General features: G+C 61.0%; 19 protein-coding genes. 14 read left to right on the forward strand and 5 right to left on the reverse strand.

The window, feature by feature from the left end:
- The first annotated feature begins 576 nt into the window (after positions 1–576).
- Positions 577–2,349, forward strand: coding sequence for an SLC13 family permease (locus NP503_RS29540; RefSeq protein WP_127266849.1), 1,773 nt, complete (start codon positions 577–579; stop codon positions 2,347–2,349).
- Between the two features lie 413 nt (positions 2,350–2,762).
- Here NP503_RS29540 and NP503_RS29545 read toward each other — a convergent pair whose 3' ends face one another.
- A complete protein-coding gene (locus tag NP503_RS29545; RefSeq protein WP_127266848.1) occupies positions 2,763–2,981 on the reverse strand; it encodes a hypothetical protein in 219 nt (72 codons plus the stop codon).
- A gap of 57 nt (positions 2,982–3,038) precedes the next feature.
- The gene (locus NP503_RS29550) at positions 3,039–3,416 is read right to left on the reverse strand and encodes a low affinity iron permease family protein (protein WP_127266847.1); all 378 of its coding nucleotides are present in this window, start codon (positions 3,414–3,416) and stop codon (positions 3,039–3,041) included.
- A 422-nt stretch (positions 3,417–3,838) separates the two neighbouring features.
- Between NP503_RS29550 and NP503_RS29555 the strand changes: the two genes are divergently transcribed.
- On the forward strand, positions 3,839–4,138 hold the full coding sequence (locus tag NP503_RS29555; RefSeq protein ID WP_127266845.1) for a DUF1236 domain-containing protein: 300 nt from the start codon (positions 3,839–3,841) through the stop codon (positions 4,136–4,138).
- Between the two features lie 189 nt (positions 4,139–4,327).
- On the opposite strand, the gene NP503_RS29560 is transcribed toward NP503_RS29555, so the two are convergent.
- The gene (locus NP503_RS29560) at positions 4,328–4,645 is read right to left on the reverse strand and encodes a helix-turn-helix transcriptional regulator (RefSeq protein ID WP_164748698.1); all 318 of its coding nucleotides are present in this window, start codon (positions 4,643–4,645) and stop codon (positions 4,328–4,330) included.
- A gap of 787 nt (positions 4,646–5,432) precedes the next feature.
- Positions 5,433–6,014 (reverse strand): amino acid synthesis family protein, encoded by a 582-nt coding sequence (locus NP503_RS29565; protein WP_127266844.1) that lies wholly within the window; start codon positions 6,012–6,014, stop codon positions 5,433–5,435.
- A 163-nt stretch (positions 6,015–6,177) separates the two neighbouring features.
- Here NP503_RS29565 and NP503_RS29570 point away from each other — a divergent pair, with 163 nt between their 5' ends.
- From NP503_RS29570 to NP503_RS29605, 8 genes are all read left to right on the forward strand, one after another.
- Positions 6,178–7,971 carry a helix-turn-helix domain-containing protein gene (locus tag NP503_RS29570; RefSeq protein ID WP_127266843.1) on the forward strand — a complete coding sequence of 598 codons (1,794 nt, stop codon included), beginning with the start codon at positions 6,178–6,180 and terminating at the stop codon, positions 7,969–7,971.
- A 176-nt stretch (positions 7,972–8,147) separates the two neighbouring features.
- Complete coding sequence (locus tag NP503_RS29575; protein ID WP_127266842.1) at positions 8,148–9,125, forward strand: flavin reductase family protein; 978 nt, start codon at positions 8,148–8,150, stop codon at positions 9,123–9,125.
- Between the two features lie 22 nt (positions 9,126–9,147).
- Positions 9,148–10,659: an aldehyde dehydrogenase gene (locus NP503_RS29580; protein ID WP_127270401.1), complete on the forward strand. Its 1,512-nt coding sequence runs from the start codon at positions 9,148–9,150 to the stop codon at positions 10,657–10,659.
- A 27-nt stretch (positions 10,660–10,686) separates the two neighbouring features.
- Positions 10,687–11,763, forward strand: coding sequence for an LLM class flavin-dependent oxidoreductase (locus NP503_RS29585; protein ID WP_127270402.1), 1,077 nt, complete (start codon positions 10,687–10,689; stop codon positions 11,761–11,763).
- Between the two features lie 2 nt (positions 11,764–11,765).
- Positions 11,766–12,590 (forward strand): alpha/beta fold hydrolase, encoded by an 825-nt coding sequence (locus NP503_RS29590; RefSeq protein ID WP_127270407.1) that lies wholly within the window; start codon positions 11,766–11,768, stop codon positions 12,588–12,590.
- Between the two features lie 269 nt (positions 12,591–12,859).
- Positions 12,860–13,693, forward strand: a complete 834-nt coding sequence (locus NP503_RS29595) for a transporter substrate-binding domain-containing protein (protein WP_127270403.1) — start codon at positions 12,860–12,862, stop codon at positions 13,691–13,693.
- 56 nt (positions 13,694–13,749) lie between these two features.
- On the forward strand, positions 13,750–14,724 hold the full coding sequence (locus NP503_RS29600; protein WP_127266450.1) for an amino acid ABC transporter permease: 975 nt from the start codon (positions 13,750–13,752) through the stop codon (positions 14,722–14,724).
- The gene (locus NP503_RS29605; RefSeq protein ID WP_127266451.1) at positions 14,721–15,464 is read left to right on the forward strand and encodes an amino acid ABC transporter ATP-binding protein; all 744 of its coding nucleotides are present in this window, start codon (positions 14,721–14,723) and stop codon (positions 15,462–15,464) included. The genes NP503_RS29600 and NP503_RS29605 overlap by 4 nt, the downstream gene beginning before the upstream one ends.
- Here the strand turns inward: NP503_RS29605 and NP503_RS29610 are convergent.
- Positions 15,461–15,658, reverse strand: a complete 198-nt coding sequence (locus NP503_RS29610) for a hypothetical protein (RefSeq protein ID WP_127266452.1) — start codon at positions 15,656–15,658, stop codon at positions 15,461–15,463. The genes NP503_RS29605 and NP503_RS29610 overlap by 4 nt on opposite strands.
- 602 nt (positions 15,659–16,260) lie before the next feature.
- On the opposite strand from NP503_RS29610, the gene NP503_RS29615 reads away from it, so the two are divergent.
- The 4 genes from NP503_RS29615 to NP503_RS29630 all read left to right on the forward strand — a co-directional run bounded on the left by NP503_RS29615 (position 16,261) and on the right by NP503_RS29630 (position 19,382).
- A complete protein-coding gene (locus NP503_RS29615) occupies positions 16,261–17,193 on the forward strand; it encodes a lipid kinase (protein WP_127266453.1) in 933 nt (310 codons plus the stop codon).
- A gap of 164 nt (positions 17,194–17,357) precedes the next feature.
- Positions 17,358–17,534, forward strand: coding sequence for a hypothetical protein (locus NP503_RS29620; protein WP_127270404.1), 177 nt, complete (start codon positions 17,358–17,360; stop codon positions 17,532–17,534).
- Positions 17,531–18,772, forward strand: a complete 1,242-nt coding sequence (locus NP503_RS29625; protein WP_127266455.1) for a hypothetical protein — start codon at positions 17,531–17,533, stop codon at positions 18,770–18,772. Before NP503_RS29620 ends, NP503_RS29625 begins: the two co-directional genes overlap by 4 nt.
- Complete coding sequence (locus tag NP503_RS29630) at positions 18,759–19,382, forward strand: hypothetical protein (protein WP_127266456.1); 624 nt, start codon at positions 18,759–18,761, stop codon at positions 19,380–19,382. The genes NP503_RS29625 and NP503_RS29630 overlap by 14 nt, the downstream gene beginning before the upstream one ends.
- Positions 19,383–19,384 lie beyond the last annotated feature (2 nt).

Raw genomic sequence — 19,384 nt, forward strand, 5'->3', positions numbered from 1 at the left:
CAGCCCCACAGATTGCGCTTTATCCGGGCATGCCGGCGTCAGTCATGATCGTCACCGAGGAACGCACCGCGCTCGACTATGTGCTAGGTCCGTTGGTTGTGTCGTTCCACTCCGCCTTTCGCCAGAAGTAACTGAGTCCGTAATCTCTCCGCGATGCCATTCGACAGATGGTCGGGCCTGCAAAGCCGAGACAGGAGCTGCCCGGAATCTGGAGGGTCTCCGCATTCCCATCCGACCTGTGCATTTCTGGCACCTCTATATGTTCCATCCAAGCCAGCCAGAGACGCCGACCCTAACTGACGAATTTCTGCTATCGCTTGTCATTTGCCAGAAGTCGCCGTTCCGCTCCCGTCCCACAAATGCCTGTCAGCAATGCGTCTCAAATCGGTCGTAAGGTCAGTTTTGCCATTGCCTGAAAGTTGACGATCGCAGGCATCTGCGCTGGAAGCCGTGGGCCAGCGGCCATCGCCCGATGGCATTCAGGATCGTGCTGGCAAAGCCGCAATCAGCAAAGCAACAAAAGGGGCGGTTTGGCCGTTCTGATCAGTCGCATTGGCGGCTGGGGCATTCGAAGACATGACGACGCCGCAAATTTTGTCATTTGCCGTAACCTTCGTGATGATGGCAGCGTTCGTGTGGGGTCGCTATCGTTATGATCTGGTCGCGGCCGCGGCACTGTTGCTTGCTCTCGCGGTTGGCATCGTGCCTTTTGACGAGGCCTTCAGCGGGTTCAGCGACGATATCGTGGTCATTGTCGGCAGTGCTCTGCTGGTGAGCGCAGGGATAGCACGCTCGGGTATCATGGAGGCCGCCATCAAGCGCTTTGCTCCGAAATTATCGGGAGTTCGGTCGCAACTGGCGCTGCTGGTGATCTTGGTCACGATTCTCTCTGCCTTTGTAAAGAATATCGGGGCGCTCGCTATCATGATTCCGATCGCCTTCCAGTTCGCGCGCCGGTCTAACATTTCACCCTCGACATTCCTGATGCCTATGGCGTTCGGATCACTGCTCGGCGGTCTCATGACGCAGGTGGGAACATCTCCCAACATCGTTGTGTCCCGAGTACGAGAGGAGCTGACCGGAACCGCCTTCACAATGTTCGACTTCACACCTGTTGGAGCTGGCATAGCCGCTGCCGGAACGATCTTCCTGCTGTTTTTCTATTGGTTGTTGCCGGTGCGCGAAAAGCTTGGCGGATCACTGAACGAAGCCCTCGACATCAAGAACTACCTTACAGAGGCTCGAATTGTCGCCGACTCCACGGTGCTCGGGAAAACCGTCGCAGACCTCATGAAGCTCGCCGGCGGCGATGCAATCGTGACGTCGATTCTGCGCAATCGCACGATGCGGATGACGCCACTGCCCGACGCGATCCTCAAGGTGAATGACATCCTGTTGCTCGAAGGCGACCCAGAAGCGCTGGATCGCCTTGTCTCCCAGGGCAGGCTCAGCGTGACCGGGGATAGGGTCGCTGGTGACGACACCACCAACGAAATGGTCGCTATCGAAGCCGTAATCGGTGAAAGCTCCTCTTTGATCGGCTGGACCGCCCAGCGCCTTGCCCTTTACGATCGCTTCAATGTCAACCTCCTGGCTGTCAGCCGTCGCGGGGAGCGCCTCGACCGCAGGCTGGCCGAAGTCGAGCTGAGGCTCGGGGACGTTGTCGTTTTGCGGGGCAGTGCAGCCAGGATGCCCGAGATACTTCGTGAACTCGGCTGCTTACCGCTGGCAGAAAGGGCTATCCTTCTTGGTAGCGTCCGCAAGGGTATCGTGCCGGTAGTAATCCTTGCTCTCGCCATGGTGGCGACGGCGTTTGGGCTGCTGCCAGTCTCCGTCGCCTTCTTCGCGGCCGCTGTCGCGATTGTGCTTTTCAAGGTCATTCCGCTCCGCGACGTATACCAATCGCTCGATGGGCCTATCCTCGTGATGCTGGCCGTTCTCATTCCAGTGAGCGATTCGCTGCGCAGTACAGGGGCGACGGGAGTAGTTGCCGGCGAGCTTGCTAGGCTGGGGACACTCCTTCCGGCGTCCGGCGCACTGATGCTCATCCTTGTCGCCGCCATGGCCGTTACGCCATTCCTCAACAATGCCGCCACCGTCCTTGTCATGGCGCCTATCGCCGCCGAGTTTGCTGGTGATCTGGGCTACCGGCCGGAAGCATTTTTGATGGCTGTCGCCATTGGCGCCGGCTGTGACTTTCTCACCCCGATCGGACATCAGTGCAACACGCTTGTCATGGGGCCGGGTGGCTACCGCTTCAGCGACTATCCCCGTCTGGGACTGCCCCTATCTTTTCTCGTAGTCATTGTTGCCGTGCCGATGCTTATGATCGTTTGGCCAGTGGACTGACATCCGATATTCGGATGCCCTCCTTGGAAATCCCACATGACACTACATTCGTGAATGAGGTCTCCGCCGCGCAACTGAGGGCGAAAAATCCAACGGTGAAAAGTTCGGTGTGCGATCCGGCAAAGAGCCTGAAGCAGACGCCCGGTCAGAAAAGCACCACAAAGGCGGAAAGACGTAGGTCGCGCCCAGACTCCGCCTAACCGGCATGCCGGCGGGTCGACATGCTTAACCTCCGCCAAGTGATCGCGCGAACGGCCAAAGCACCCGCCGCTGCTCGTTTCTGAGGGTTAAACTTATGAAAGCCCGCCGCCCCATTTGCGAAGCGGCGGGCTTCATCCGCCCCAACTTGTCAATGCAACTTTGGTGCCAAACCTTTTTGGCTCTCTATAGGACAATGGGCTGTCCGACAGCGATCAAACAGACATCCAAAATGCCAGCAGCAGGGCGCATAAGGATGAGACGAGGGCAGCGGTGGCAAAAAGCACGCCCTGCCAATCTGGCGGTGGATCGGACACCAACTTGTCGGGGGGCGGATGATTGTCATTCATGAAAAGCAATTTTGCAACGCCAAGTTTGGTCCCGTAAGCCTTCAGGTTGTCGGCGGAAATGGCCGCCGCCCTACCGAAGGCCAAAGAAACTCAAAATTGCCAAGACGACGACCACCGCACCGACGAGCCAAATGATATTGTTCATGATCTCTCTCCTGTTGCTTTCGAAAGTTCGCGCCTGGCAGCGCCGATCGTTCGGGACGCCTCTGCTTCGAGTTCTACAAGCTTCTCCCTGATCTCCTCCGGCTCGGCGTGCTCCAATCCGACAACGTCATTTCTGGTTTCATTCAGTGAAACGATGATCTCATCGAGTTTGGCGTGAATGGCGGCGGTGTCGCGATAGCCTTGTAGAAGGACAACACCAGTGATCACGATGGCGGCAACCGACAGGGCGTAGGTAACCGCACTTGTCAGACCAAAGGGCACCAGGGCGGTGCACAAAACCATTGCTATGAGAATGACATAGAAGCCCGGCGGCCGAGATAGGAAGTCGGAGGCCGCGAAAAGGAACCGATTCATATCCGGGCCAAAGTCATCAAGGCGACCAGTGCGGTAATCGCCACACAAATAGGCACTGCTGCCAGTAAGCCTGCCTCTAAGATCCGACTCTCTTTGTCGCGCAACATCAGGTCACCTACTCCAAGTTAAAGATATAGGTTCGCGAGCAGCTGGGCGGCTCGCGAACCTGCTATCGGCGTCGTGCTTGGCCAGCACTTTTATCCATCTGCTTTCTCCCAAGTTCGAGAGACAACAGCCGCGGGAGGCAGGCGTTCCAGTCGCTGTCTCTGACAGGACCAATGCGTGTTCTAGGACCAGACTTAGGCCCCAAAGGGACTAGACCTAAGTACCTAAGGCGGAACGTCTAGGGCGGCTCCATGTTCAAGTTGTCGGGCGGCGCGGGACGATGATCGTGTTGCGCCAGTCCCTACGGGAGTGCAGATATGAACATGCTTCTAAAGAACACCGCAGCAGCGATGTTGCTCTTGGCTGGGATCGGCTCAGCCGCCGCGGACGACATCATTATCCAGCCGGAACAAGACACCGTCATCCGCGAATATGTGAAGCAGCAGCCCCTGGCGTCGGTCAAGCTCCCCGGCGTGGAACTGAATGTCGGGACAGCTCTGCCGGACACGGTTGAGATCCATGAGGTTCCCAACGTCAAATACCGCTATGTGGTGGTCGACAACCGCACGGTGCTGGTGGACCCAGGCACCCGAAAAATCATCAAGGTTTACGACTGAACGAACCAATTCAGCCCCGCCGCCATCGCTGGCGGCGGGGCTGAAGCGTATAAATCTCCACATCCGGACGAAGATGAGGAGCCTTAAAGTCGCGACATCGCAAGCGCTCTTGGCACGCCTCTCCGGCACGAATGCGGGAAGCACGTTAGAGCGAAGGCCGAGAGGAAACCTCTCCAAAGGTCTCGGGCTTTATGGATGATGGTCGCGGCCAGGCAGAGTTTTCCTCTCAGCAAGCCAGTCCAGGAGTTCAAGGACCTTCAGGGCACGATCTGTGCACGAGTAATACGCTTTTTGACGCTCCTGCCTCCGGGTGACCAGCCCAAATTCTCGCATTATGCTAAGATGTTGGGAGAGTGCGGAGTTGCTAAGCCCTAATCGCGACGCCAGATCAGAAACGGATATTTCTCCGTCGGCAAGAATGATTAGAGCGAGAAGGCGCTTTTCATTAGCCATGGCAGCGAGCAGCTCGGCGGACGGCGCATAAATGCTGGGCTTTTCGGGATCCATGATGTCTCCCTCACTCACGCGTCGAGCGGGCCTCGCGCAGGCCGAATGTAAAGAACTCGCCTCCCATTTACCGCAGCGGCGGGCCAAGGATGACGTGCCCGGATCGTCGGGCGCTCCGGCGCGTCAGAACTATTAGCGTAGCTTAATGTTCCGTCAGAAGGGCGTCGCTGTCTGACGGTCGGCGTCGGCGGCTAAGCGCCTTAGCTCCTGGATCGCCCCTTCTTCGAAGCCTGGGAACCTTTGGCTTCGGCAGCAAGGCGTTGTTCTCGAAGTCGCGCAGTCTTTAAAAAACGCGCCTCTCTCTCGGCCGCGTTATCAACTTTTGCCTCGCGGTCTGCGCGATCCAATCGGTCATTTGTCGATGCTTCGCTGGGACACTTTGGCCTCCTACCAGAAGACCGTTGAATTTACTTTTCGCTAAATTGTTCCCGCCAATTCGGCGACTGCCTTCCTGACGCTTGCGCACCAACAAAGCGAAAGCCCGCCACCGGCGTAGCGGGCTCTTGAAGAGGCAGGCAATTGGAGGGTACTGGCAAACTAGCTACCGCCATAGTTCCGGCATCAAAGGTGCCGGATCGCAACGCCGCATGTCGACAGCATCGATGGCCGGAGATGAACGGCAAGGACGCCTGTGCAGTTCGCCAAGCACCTTCGGGTCCGGAGAGCCTGCACTGCAGCCTAGCAAGCTCTTCGAAATAGGCCGCGAGATCGTCATCAGCATTCGCCGGCTCTGAACATTGGTGATGCTGTGGTACCCACGGTGATGTTGTGGAACCCAGCGCAAGCCTCACATCGCTGCTTCCTGCTCCATCTCTTTCATGTCCTGAAAGCGGTCCGCAATCCGTGGGTGAACCCGGCCGCCGTCCGCAGCACCGATGGCCACGACAATCTCGTCGGCAGCCGGGCCGTCGGCGATCTGGAAGTTGGCGGTGATGAAATGCGAGCGGCGACCGTTCTCGCTCTTGTGCATCATCGGCAGCGATAGCAGCGCGCCCGGCGCGTTGCGGGTGTTACAGAATTCGAGATAGGTCGTGCCGCCGACGGCGTCGCGGAAGACATTGCCGAAGCGCAGCGTATGGATCATGGCGGAGGCATGCTCGATCTCGCCGGCGGTTCCGACGGCGGCCGCCTTGCCGTAGCTTTCGATGCGTTCCGCCTGCATCAATCCAATCAGGCGGCTCGTGAGTTCCTGCCCCAGCCGGGGCGCTATGGCGACAATCTCCGGCCGCAAATGCTCGACGAAGCCGCGCCCGGCCCATGGATTGCGCAGGACGGCTGCCACCACGATCGACGTTACCGGCCTTGCACCCGCTTTGCCGCCTTCGATGTGCACTTCCTCGATGAAGGTGCTGACTTTTCGCAATTCCATGATTTGGCCTCCCCAGGTGGAAGCTCAAGATAATGCACGCCAACCGTCGGGTATTCCTCCGGTTCGTAGGAAGAAACGGCGTGCGTCCCGCTTGGAAGCGGTGTAGCGTTCGTATATCCGCGACGGCTTAAATTCGCCCTTCGCGAGCGGCGGAAGATCAGGCGTGGACCACGAATCGCAAATTCTCTCCTTGCGGGACGCCGCCAGCCTCATCAATTCGGGCGGCGATCTCCAGTCCGTGCTGCGCCATCTCGTGCTGGCGGCCTGTCGTCATGCCCAATGGACTTTAGGCTCGATCATGGGCATCGACGCCGCCCACGGCCACGCCTATGTCATCGTGCGCCACGACCCGACGCTCATTCACCGCACGTTGCCGGACCGTTGGGAGCTGGCCACCAGTCCCTCGATCGTCGCGCTCAACCGCAACGAGCCGGTCTACATCAGGGACGCGCGCGTATCGGAGGAGTTCCCGGGCTACCGCCGAGAAGCCTTCGAGCGCGACTACCGCAGTGTTCTGGTCATGCCGATGAACTGCGTCGACGAAGACGGCCGGCCGATGGTGCTGACCGTCGTTTCGCGCGAGATCACCGAAGTGACGGCGCAGGATATCGCCTTCATCGGCATGATCGTGCATCTGGGTGAGATCGCGGTCGAGAAGCAGCATCGGCTGCGCCAGGAGAAGCAGGCCGGCGAGCGTCTGCAGCGCGCCCTATCGGCGCACACCTCGCTTCTGCAGCAAGCCTTGTCGGACGGATCGGTGGCCTCGCTCGCCGAAAAGGTCAGCGAGCTGCTACCCAATCCTGTGGTGGTGATCGATTTCCATGCCAATCTGGTTGTCGCCGGCCGTTCCCCGAGCGAGGCGCATTTCGACGCCGCCTCCTGGCAGCAGGCGGTGAGCGGAACGCTCAGCCGGCAGATCTTCAAGATAGCGCGCGGCGTGTCCGACGGGCGTCACACCGAGACGCTGTTCGTCGATGACGGCAAGCGACAGCTCAAGCTTTCGGTGCGCATCGAGCCGCTTAGCATCGACGCCGAAGTGGTTGGCGCACTGATGATTTTCCCGACGCCTCACGAGTCTGGTCAACTCGATCAGATGCTGCTCGACAGCACCAAATTCGCACTCAGCGTGCAGATGATGCGCAGCTTCGTGCGCTTCCGTTTCGAGACGCGCTCGCTGACCGAGCTTTTCCTGGAGGTGGCGGAGCGCCGCTGGCGCGACGAGGCCGATATCGTCAGTCGCGCCCGCCGGCTGGGGCTCGACTTGACCGTTGCACAGAAGATGATCGTCGTCGACCTCGCCGAACAGGACGGTGCCATCGGCCTTGCCGATCCGCATCACGAGGTCATGCGTCTGCTGCAGCAGGCCGGCATTGCCGGCACGGCAATCGCGGTGGAGGATGGGCTTGTCTGTCTTGTCCCGGCCGATACCGGGCAGGATGGCGCGCGCTTCGCGAAATTGCCGCACAAGATTGCGGCCGGGCTTGGCCGCTATTTCGAAGCTGAGCCGGTGGTTGTGCTTTCCGAGGCCTGTGCCGCGCTGGTCGATTATCCCATCGCCTGGGAGCGGTGCCGCCGCATGATCCGGATCGGCCGTTCCTTCGGGCGCACCGGCGTTTTTGCCGGCCAGGATTTCGGTCCGCTGCCGATATTGGTCGCCGCTGCCGACGCTCCGGACGTGCGCGGCTTCGTCGACGAAAGTGTCGGCGCCCTGATCGCGCATGACCGCGAGCACGGCACGCCCTATCTGGAGACGTTATTTGCCTATCTGCGCGAGGGCTGCCGCAGCCAGGCCTGCGCCGACGCCATCGGCCTGCATGTCACCACCTTACGCTATCGCCTGTCGCGCATGGAGGACCTGTTCGGCATCCGTCTCGACACGCCCGAACAGCGCTTCGCGGTTGAACTCGCGATCCGTCTCAGCGGCATCATCGACAGCCGCACGCCGACAGCCCGTTAGACTCTGTTGACCTCGCCACCACTGTTTCGACGCGGCAGCCGCCGCAAGTGCAGGCGCGCTGCGCCTGCACTTGCTCGGGATGGCAGCAGCACGCCCCGACATCTTTCCTACAGACCGGAGGAAGAAGGCCGGCCGTCTCTTGCCTAGCTTTCATCCGACACTATGGGAGGAAAGCAATGGCGGACGCGGTGGTACACAGGACGATCGACCCGATCGCCTTGCGTCGTGCCTTCGGCACCTTCGTCACCGGCGTGACCGTCATCACCACGCGCGACTGCGACGGCAATCCGCGCGGCATGACCGCGAACTCCTTTACCTCGGTCTCGCTTGACCCGCCGTTGCTCCTGGTCTGCGTCGCCAAGGCGGCGGCGAGCTTTCCCGCATTCAACGAAACACGGTCCTTCGCGGTCAATTTCCTCCATGAAGGCCAGGTCGACGTTTCTTCGGTGTTCGCATCCAAAGCGGCGGACAAATTCCAGTCGGTCAACCATGACCGCGCCCACACCGGCGCGCCGATCCTCACCGACAGCCTGACATGGTTCGACTGCACCGTTCACAACCGCATCGAGGCCGGCGACCACATCATCCTGATCGGCCAGGTCCAGGCTTTCGGAACCAGCCCATCGGCGCCGCTCGGGTTTTGCCGCGGCCGTTACGCCAGCGTAAAGGATCCGCTGCCTGCCGGCTGGCTGGCCTCGCAGGACATGATCATCGGCTATCTTGTCGAAGCCGGCGACCGCATCCTCTTGCGCACCGATGGCAAGGGAAGTTGGGTGCTGCCGACGGCGCGGCGCCGCAAGGCCGACAGTCAGCTCGTCCTCGATGGCGGCGAGGCGCTGACCCTCGTCCCTGAAAACACCTTCCTCTATTCGGTCTTCGACGTCGCCGACAGCGACCCGGGCTATCTCATCTACCGCGCCGAACTGAGCCGTGAGAGCGCTGAAGCCGCACTTCCGGAGGGTCACGCCTTCTTTTCCGTCGACGCGCTGCCCTATGAGCGGATCGCCACGCATGAACTGCGCGCCATGCTGCGCCGCTATGCCCGCGAGCGCCAGGACAAACGCTTCGGCATCTATATCGACACCGGCGATGGCGGCCGTGTCGCCATGATCGACGGCCAGTCGCAATCGTGGACGCAGGCCGCGTCCGAATGATGCTCCACGCAGGACAGACAGCATGAAAACGACGGTCGGATCGCTCGAAGGCTCACGCCAGAACCTGTTCATCAACGGGGCGTTCGTGGCGCCGAAAACCGGGCAGTACATCGACAGTTTCGACCCGACCACCGGCAAGCCCTGGTACGAGTTCGCCGAGGCCGGCGCCGAGGATGTCGGCGCGGCCGTCGAGGCCGCACGTACCGCTTTCGCGGCGCCTGCCTGGCGGCGCATGACCCAGACCGACCGCGGCAGGCTGGTGCGCCGGCTGGCGGAACTGGTGCTGGAGCACGCCGACGCGCTGGCGCTGATCGAGACCCGTGACAACGGCAAGCTGCTCAAGGAAATGCGGGCGCAGATGCGCGCCATGCCCGACAGCTACACCTATTTCGCAGGGATGGCCGACAAGCTGCTCGGCGACACCATTCCGGTCAACAAGCTCGACATGCTCAATTTCAACCTGCGCGAGCCGATCGGCGTCGTCGGCATGATCACGCCATGGAACTCGCCGCTGATGCTGCTCACCGGCACGCTGGCGCCATGCCTGGCGCTCGGCAACACGGTGGTCGTCAAGCCGTCCGAGCATGCCAGTGCCTCCACGCTCGCGCTGGCCGAGCTGATCATGGAGGCCGGCTTCCCGGCCGGCGTCGTCAATGTCGTGACCGGCACCGGCGCCGTGGCGGGGGACGCGCTGACCCGGCACCCTGGCATCGCGAAATTCGTCTTCACCGGTTCGACGGCGACGGGCCGGCGGATTGCCGCCAATGCGGCTGAGAACCTCATCCCCTGTTCGATGGAACTCGGCGGCAAGTCGCCACATGTCGTCTTCGACGACGTCGACATCGACCATGCCGTCAACGGCGTCGTGTCCGGTGTGTTCGCGGCGGCTGGGCAGACCTGCGTCGCCGGTTCGCGCTGTTTCGTCGAGGCCAGCGTCTACGATCGGTTCGTCGAGGCGCTGGTCGAACGCACGCGGCGCGTGCGGGTCGGGCTGCCGATGCTGGAGGAAACCGACGTCGGACCGCTGGCGCTGTCGGTGCAACTCGCCAAGGTAGAAGGCTACGTCGCCTCGGGCGTGCGCCAGGGCGCGCGGATTGCGGCCGGCGGCAAGCGGCCGCAGGCGGATGAGCTTGCAGGCGGCTGGTACTTCGAGCCGACCGTGATGACCGATGCCGACAACGGCATGGACTTCATGCAGGAGGAACTATTCGGTCCTGTCGTCGGCGTCATCCCGTTCTCGTCGGAAGACCAGATGATCCGTCTCGCCAACGACACCCGCTATGGCCTCGCCTCCGGCATCTGGACCCGGGACATCAACCGCGCGCTGCGTTTCGCCAGGAATGTTGAAGCCGGCACCGTCTGGATCAACACCTACCGCGCCTCGTCCTTCATGTCCGCCAATGGCGGCTTCAAGGAGAGCGGCTACGGGCGGCGCGGCGGCTTCGACGCCATGGAGGAGTTCTCGCGCCTGAAGAACGTCGTCATCGACTACTCGGGCGCGATGCAGGACCCCTTCATTATCCGCCTTCGCTGACCAAACCGACGCACTGGGGAGACCGACATGAAATTCGCCGTTTCGCTGACCATGGAACGCTTCTCGCCCGACATGCCGATGTCGAAGGTGAAGAGCAATCTCCTCGAGTTGGCGCGCCTGGCCGACGAAGGTGGCTTCGAGACGCTGTGGACGGCCGAGCATCACACGATCGAATGCACGATCTCGCCCAACCCCCTGATGACGCTGACCTGGCTTGCCCAGCATACCGAGCAGATCCGCCTCGGCACCTCGACGCTGGTCGCGCCCTACTGGAGCCCGATCCGGTTGGCAGGGGAGGCGGCACTTTGTGATCACCTGACCGGCGGGCGGCTGGAGTTCGGCATCGCGCGCGGTTCTTACCAATATGAGTTTGACCGCATGGCCGGCGGCATGCCGCAGCAGGAAGGCGTTGCCTATCTGAAGGAGCTGGTGCCGGCGGTGAAGAAGCTGTGGGCACAGGATTATGCCCATGACGGCGATTACTGGAAGTTCCCACTCGCCGCCGGCGTGCCGAAGCCGCTGCAGAAGCCGCATCCGCCGATCTGGGTGGCCGCGCGAGACCCGGGAACCTTCGACTGGGCGGTCGGCATCGGCGCTTCGATCCTGTCGACGCCCTTGTCGGCGCCGGCGGCCGAGATCGCCGTGCTCGGCGAGAAATTCCGCAAGGCCGTCGCCGATCATCCAGAGGTGCCGCGCCCGCGCCTGATGATGCAGCGGCGCACCTGCGTCTACGAACGAGCGCAGGACTGGGAGATCGCGGTCGGGCATGCCATTGACTATGGCCGCGCGTTCGAGAACCTGTTCCAGAACATCGGCACCGTGCAAAACGGCTTTCCCGAAGCTATCCCCTACGAGAGAGTCAAGGGCAAAGACAATTACAATCCCGAGAACATCCGTCGCAACCTGATGTTCGGCACGCCCGACGAGGTGATCGAGAAGCTGCTCGACTATGAAGCCGCGGGCGTTGACCAGTACTGCCTCGGCCTGACGTTCAACCTGCCGTTCGAGCTGCAGAAGAAGACGATCAAGCTGTGGGTCGACGAGGTGATGCCGGTCTTCGCCGCGCGCGAGCGCGACAGGGCGCGCCAGGCGGCGAGGGCGTGACTATGGCGCGCTCCGGCCAGCTCGATGTCGATGGCGTGCTGCTCAACTGGCGCCTTGAGGGTGAGGGTGGGTTGCCGCTGGTCTGCATCCATGGAGTCGGCTCCTATCTCGAAGCCTGGAGTGGCGTGGCGGGCCAACTGAAAGATCGCTTCTCGGTTCTCACCTTCGACCTGCGCGGCCATGGCCGCTCCAGCCGGATCAAGGGCCGTTACGAGATCGACGATTTCGTCAAGGAAACGCTGGCGCTGGCCGACCATGTCGGGTTTGCCACCTTCCATGTGGCCGGGTTTTCACTGGGTGGCCTGATCGCACAGCGCCTGTCGCTGACCCATGCCGAGCGCCTGAAAAAACTGGTGTTGCTGTCGACGGTCGCCGGCCGCACGCCCGAGGAACGGCACGCGGTGCGTGGCCGGCTGGCGGCGCTGATGGCGAGCGATGCCTCAGTGCATCATGAAGCCTCGCTGTCGCGCTGGCTGACGGAGGATTTTCAGGACAGCAACCCGGAGACCATCGCCGAGTTGCGCCGGCGTGACGCTGAAAACGACCGCGACTGCTATGCGGCCGCCTATCGCGTTCTGGCCGAGACCGATTTCGGCGGCATTCTCGACCGCATCACCTGCCCGACGCTGATCGTGACCGGGGAGGACGATCAGGGCTCCAGCCCGCGGATGGCACGGCTGATGCACGAACAGGTGCAAGGGTCGCAACTCGCCATCCTGCCCGGACTTCGTCATTCGATCCTGATCGAGGCGCCGGCTCGGGTTGCCACGCTGATGGGCGATTTCCTGATGGACGCTGACCGCGGGAAAGGGGGGCGGCGCCGATGAATAGCAGCCTTCGCGATGCGAAAGCCAACGCCGGACACCAGGGGCTGCACGACACCTCGCAGGGAGCGGGCCGGGACCTTCCCTGTGATCGGGGGAATGGCGACGGCAAACATCCTCCGCCACATCGGAAGACCGGACCGGCCGCGACGTCGCTAAATCCGCGGGCCTTTGGGAGAGGACGCCGACCAGGTCGGCACGAAATTGCGACGTCACGACCGGCTGAACGGAAGTGACTGCAAGGAACTGAACAACAACAGGGGAATACGGATATGACATTCTGGAACAGACCACAGCTGACGTTGGCCGCGATGGCGCTTGCGCTTGGCGCATATCCTGCTCACGCAGGCGCGGTGCTCGACCGCGTTGTGGCGGCCGGCACGCTCAAGGTGGCGACCGATGCCAACTGGGCGCCGCAGTCCTTCGTGAATTCCAGCAACGAGCTGGACGGCTTCGATGTCGACGTCGCCAAGGCGATCGGCAAGCACCTCGGCGTCAAGGTCGAGTTCATCACGCCCGGCTGGGACATCATCACCGCCGGCCATTGGGCGGGGCGCTGGGACATGCATGCCGGCTCGATGACGCCGACCAAGAAACGCGCCGAGATCTTCGATTTTCCGGCGGTCTACTATTACACGCCGGCGGCCGTTGCCGTGCACAAGGACAGCAAGGCCAAGACGCTGGCAGATCTCGACGGCAAGGTGGTCGGCGCCACCAGCACCTCCACCTTCGAGGCCTATGCCAAGAAGGATCTGACGCTCGACGCCGCCGGCGCGCCGCCATTCGAGTACAAGCTCAACCCGAAGGAGGTCCGCTCCTACGAGAATTCGACGACCGCCTTTGACGACCTCCGCCTCGGCGACGGCGTGCGCCTGGACGCGGTGGTCTCTTCACTGCCGTCGATCCTCGACGCCGAGAAGGCCGGTTACCCGATCAAGCAGCTGGGCGACCCAGTATTTTACGAGCCGCTGGCGATCGCCACCGAACGCGGCGATCCCGAACTCTCCGCCAAGATCGGCGACGCCGTGAAAGCGATGAAGGAGGATGGCACGCTGAGCAAGCTTTCCGAAAAGTGGTACGGGCAGGATTACTCGAAGACCAACTAGCCCCCTTAAAAGGCGCCTGCCCCCCGGGCAGGCCGCCGAACAGCCGGTGCTCAAAGATGCTTTATCCGGATACCGTCGAAGCCGAAGTCCTCGTCCACAAACCCTGGTTCGTGGCTACGATGTTCGGCGTCGTTCTGCTTCTCTTCATGGCTTTCAACATGTCGAGCACCAGCTTTGCCGAACTGATGCGCCCCGTGATCGGCGAACCGTCGGTGAGTGGCTTCTACGGCCGCTTTGCCATTGCTTTCGCCATAGCGGTGATCTTCACCTTGAATGTCGTGTTGATCGGCTTCGCGCCGCTCAAGTTCCAGATCGGCATCGTATGGCTCGAACTGCTGCTCCTGTTTGTTGGCTTCTTCGAGACGTTCCATCTCAGCTTGCCCTTTATCAGAGAGAAACTGCCGTTCCTGATCAGCCAGGGCGTTGTCACCACGCTCTACGTCTCGGCGATTTCCATCGTCATCGCTTCGGTCATCGCGGTGGCGGGAGCGGTCGCCAAGCTCTCCAACAATGGCTTCGCCTACGCCATCGCCAGCTTCTACACCTCCTTCTTTCGCGGCCTGCCCCTGCTGATGCAGGTCTATCTGATCTATCTCGGGCTGCCGCAGCTCGGCTTTGTCATTGATGCGGTTCCGGCCGGCATCCTGGCGCTATCGCTCTGCTACGGCGCCTACATGACCGAGATCTTCCGCTCCGGCATCCAGAGCATCGATCGCGGCCAGTGGGAGGCGTCGCGCTCCATGGGCTTCGGCTTCACGCTGACCATGCGTCGCATCATCCTGCCGCAGGCATTGCCGGTCATCATTCCGCCAACGGGCAACCAGTTCATCTCGATGCTGAAGGATTCCTCGCTGGTCTCGGTCATCGGCGTGTGGGAGCTGATGTTCCTGGCGCGCACCCTCGGACAGAAGACCTTCCAGCACATGGAGATGCTGATCTCGGCAGCGATGATCTACTGGATGCTGTCGATCTGCCTCGAACTGGTCCAATCGCGGATCGAACGGCATTACCACAGGAGCAAGGTGCGATGAGCGCCCCCGCCATCATTGAAGCCAAGTCCGTTTCCAAATGGTATGGCCAATTCCAGGCGCTGAAGGACATCAACCTGATCGTCCACAAGGGCGAGCGGATCGTGATCTGCGGGCCCTCGGGTTCCGGCAAATCAACCCTCATCCGCTGCTTCAATCGCCTGGAGGCGCATCAAGAGGGCGACATTGTCGTCAACGGCGTTGCCTTACATGGCAAGATGACCAACGTTGCCGCCGTGCGTTCCAACGTCGGCATGGTCTTCCAGCACTTCAACCTGTTTCCGCACATGACGGTGCTGATGAACTGCATGGCCGGCCCAATGTGGGTGAAGGGCGTATCGGAAAAGCAGGCGCGCAAGACCGCGCTGAAGTTCCTCGAGCGGGTCCGCATTCCCGAACAGGCGAACAAGTTCCCCATCCAGCTGTCCGGCGGACAGCAGCAGCGCGTGGCGATTGCCCGCAGCCTGTGCATGGAACCGGCTGTCATGCTGTTCGATGAGCCGACCTCCGCACTCGATCCGGAAATGGTCTCCGAGGTGCTAGAGACGATGACGGGATTGGCTCGGGACGGCATGACCATGGTGTGTGTAACACATGAGATGGGTTTTGCTCGTGCGGTTGCCGACCGGGTGATCTTCATGGACGCTGGGCAGATCGTCGAGGAGGGCACGCCCGACGGGTTTTTCGGCCACCCTTGCCATGATCGAACCAAGTTGTTCCTCAGCCAGATACTAAAGCATTAAACTTCCAGAAAAAAATGCGTGGATGCGCTGGACGAACGGCCCGTGCCTTTCCTCGACCAGCAACGCGCCGGCTGCCGCGGTTTCACCACGCCATTTTTCCTGTCCGTTTCTTCCTTTGCGCGCTTCAACGATTTCTCGGCACGTTTGACGCACAACCTTGAACTGCCAAGTTCGAAATCCAGAATTTCAGCCATCGTTCCCCTTCCTATGCGGTTGCGGTCCCTTCGGCTGATAATTACGGCTGTTCTGTTTGGTTCCGGCCAATCGCGACCCGGCTCCAGATTTTACAGGAGCCAGGCCGATCTGGTCCTGCCGATTTAAATCTCTCCGGCAATGGGCTTGAGCGCATCTTCTGTCGCAGGCTCCAGCGGGGCGCGGCAACGTTCCGGAGCAAAGCGGCGCGCCGAAGGACGATCTGAAATCCGCCCCGGGACATATCCGCGATGCGATCGACCGCGCTTTCAAGCTTTCGCGCGATAGATAGGCGCGCCGATGATCATGGAAACCTTCGACCATGTTCACTCCGAGGAGGTTTCAAGTTGTTTGGGGAATGACATGTGCCGGCCAAGTGGCCTATCTCACGCATCGCCAGCACCTATGCGATTGCCAAGACGGCTGTGCCGGCGTGACGGTCCACGAACTCGAATAGCGATCCTGGGGACCGCTGGATGTCGCAAATTGCGCCGTTCGCAACGTCGCGGCGGAGGTAGGTCCGGTTTGAGTCGAAAGCTTCGGTTGCGGTCGAATGAGCAACCGCCCTATGTGCATGCGTCATGACCATCGGATCGATCTTTGAATGAGCAAATTAGCCACAAGGCGCGCATTGCTGCTCCTCAATCCAAAGGCGCGGCGCGGCCAAGAGCTGATCGCCCCGATTGTGGAGCGGCTGGAGCGCGGCCGGCTTTCTGTCGCTGTCGAAAAGTTCGAGGCGTTGCCGGAGATCGCTCGTGACATCGTTCGCTTACGCCAAACGGCCGACCTTGTGGTCGTGTGCGGTGGCGATGGTTCGGTGTCGGCGGCGGCGATGGCTGTAGTGGAAAGCAGCCTGCCGATGGGCATTATTCCTATGGGAACGGCTAATGACCTCGCTCGCACACTCGACATCCCTATGGATCTTCTGCAGGCCGCTGACGTGATCGCGCAGGGCCGACTCCGGCAGATCGATATCGGCACGGTCAATGGCAATGCCTTCTTCAACGTTGCGAGTATCGGACTCAGCACTGAACTGGCGAAGGGTCTGGATCCCACTTTGAAGAAGCGTTTCGGCAGGCTCGGCTATGCGCTGGCGGCGATGAAAGTGTTGACGCGGGCCACGCGGTTCCACGCGAAGATTGTTGAGAAAGGCACGTCGACCGACGTCGAAACCTACCAAATTGCGGTGGGAAACGGTCGTCATTACGGCGGCGGCAACGTGGTGGAAGAGACGGCCGAGATCGATGACGGACATCTCGATCTTTATAGCTTGGAAATGACGAACCTTTGGAAGCTGGCGCTGATGCTCCGCTCCTTCCGGTCTGGAAGGCATGGCGCCTGGCGAGAGGTGCGCACGGCTAGGTGCGTCGAGTTCGACATCGAGACGGAGAAGCCGATGCCGGTCAACACCGATGGTGAGATCGTCACCTCGACACCAGGCCATTTCAAGGTCCATCCAAAGGCGATCTCGGTCTTTGCGCCTCCGCCCGTGGGCATTCGACGTCGCACAGAAGGAGCATTCGGTGCGGACCTTTGATTTGTCGGGCGACCATCCCGGTGTCAAGGCTGCGCGATAGCTCGTCCGGCCGCCGAGGCACGCATGATATCGTGTTCTCGACGCGCTTCAAAGGTGCCTTCCCATCGCCGCTCGAATATTAGCAACCTCTTGACGACCGCCGACCGCGCTCCAGAATCTCTCAAATGGCGCGGGAACAGACTGGCATCGATTTTGGCCACGAGGTGAGGGTGGGCGGCGTCACCCGTCTGGAACTGCTCGACGACGATGAAGATGGCAAGGCCACGGTCGGCGGTTTGGTCACGGCCGAAGCTGGCCCCCATCAGGGCATGGGAACGCGCCCCGCCGGTGCTCGGCGATGAAAAAAGCCAGGACTGACAATCTCCTCACGGCCATCAAAAGCCCCGGCCATGCGCTGTCGATGAAGGATCCAGCGCATGTCGAGATTTTCCCCGACTACATAATCAACAAGCGCCACATGGTAGCGGCAGCGGTGGTGGCAGTCCCGCTCCTGTTCGGTTTCACTGGCCTTGCTATTCGTTATGCCGCTGTTGCTTCAACGTTGGCAGAACCAGGCTTCGAGTCTTATGCTCGTGCGCTCTGCCGATGGGATTGCCACTGGTATCTGGATATTTCCGAACGCGGCTACGAGCGCTTTCCCATCCCAAACCAAAGCAACGTCGGACGATGGGGCTTCTTTCCATTCTATCCGATGCTGGTAGCGGTGATCCGGGCGATTTTCCCCTTCGCCACGATACTGGTCGCGACGATCACTTCGATTGCATGCAGCTACGCCGCGTGTCTGGTGGCATGGCCGCTGTTGGAGAAGAACATGCGGGCCTATGTACTGTACTGCGCTTTTCTGCTTAGCGGCCCGTTCTCCTTCCACTTCACAACTTTCCTTTCCGAACCTCTTTTCGTGCTCCTGACCTCGATTGTCTTCCTGGCACTCAAACGCTCCAGCTATGCCGTCGCTGGCATCTCGTCAGCGCTCCTTTCGGCAACGAGGCTCGTTGGGGTCCTTGTCGTCTTTGCGACCGTCATTCAAATGTTCCAGCAGCATCGAGAACGGGGCGGCTCACCACTCTCCTTTCCGCGTTGGGTGCTCGGTCGACCGGATCTGCTCGTCGCTATCTTTATCTCGCCTGCCGGCTTGTTTGCCTACATCCTGTTTTTGTATGTCACTGTCGGTGACGGCTTTGCGTTTCTGCACGTCCAACGCGCCTTTGGACGAGTGGCTGGGAACCCGCTCCTGTTTCTATGGGACGGGCTCTCAGCATTTCCCAAGACCGGGTGGCTGCCCACGGCGCCGCAATGGAGTGCGCTCGCAGCGATCATCGGGCTGGCGCTATCAGTCGTGCTGGTGGCTCGCAAGCAATATGGCGCTGGGGTCTTCTGCGCGATCTGCATTCTCGTGCCATTGATAACGAATCTGGCCTCCATGGTCAGATACGTCATTGGGCTGGCGCCTCTGATAATGTTGATGGCCGTCCTGTTGTCGGCGTCGAAACTGATCTGGCTCGCCGCTTTGGTTCTCTTCCTGGTCGCCTGCTATTTCATGACGGCGGCATGGATTGGAGGCTACCTTGCTTTGGTCTGACACCCTCAATCCCCGTGGACGCGCCATCTCGCTTGGCGCTTACGCGCTCGCCGCGGTTCTGGCCGTGTCCGAACTCGCCATCCTTGCGCTGGCTCTCCATCCGACTGTCCACGCCGACTATCGTGCCTATTACATCGACCGCACGACGACATGCCTCAACCGCGATGCCATTGGCAGCTACTCACTCGGCCAGACAGTGTCCTTCCGGTCCGATGGCGCCAAACGGGCAGCCGGCATGAAAGTTTGTGGCTGGTCGGGGCCGGTAGCCGACGGCACGCATTCACTGGGCGAGACCTCGCGGCTTCGCCTGCAGATACCGCCGCTTCGCGACGGTCTCAAGGCAACGCTACAAATGGCCGCTGTCATTCGTCCGCCACAGACGACGCAGAGGGTAATAATCTCGGTGCATGGCGTGTCCGTGCATAAGGTCACACTGTCGGGCAAGCAACCGATGACCGTCTCGTTCGTCATTCCGCATGCAGCTTTTTCGAACGCCAGCACGTTCGAAATGACCTTTGACTATCTCGACGGGATCCCGCCCAGCCAGGCCGCCAGCGACATTTACAAGCGCTCCATCAAATTGGTGTCGTTTCGACTGGACGCCATTTAGAG

The sequence above is a fragment of the Mesorhizobium sp. SEMIA396 genome (assembly GCF_024518615.1).
Lineage (GTDB): Bacteria > Pseudomonadota > Alphaproteobacteria > Rhizobiales > Rhizobiaceae > Mesorhizobium.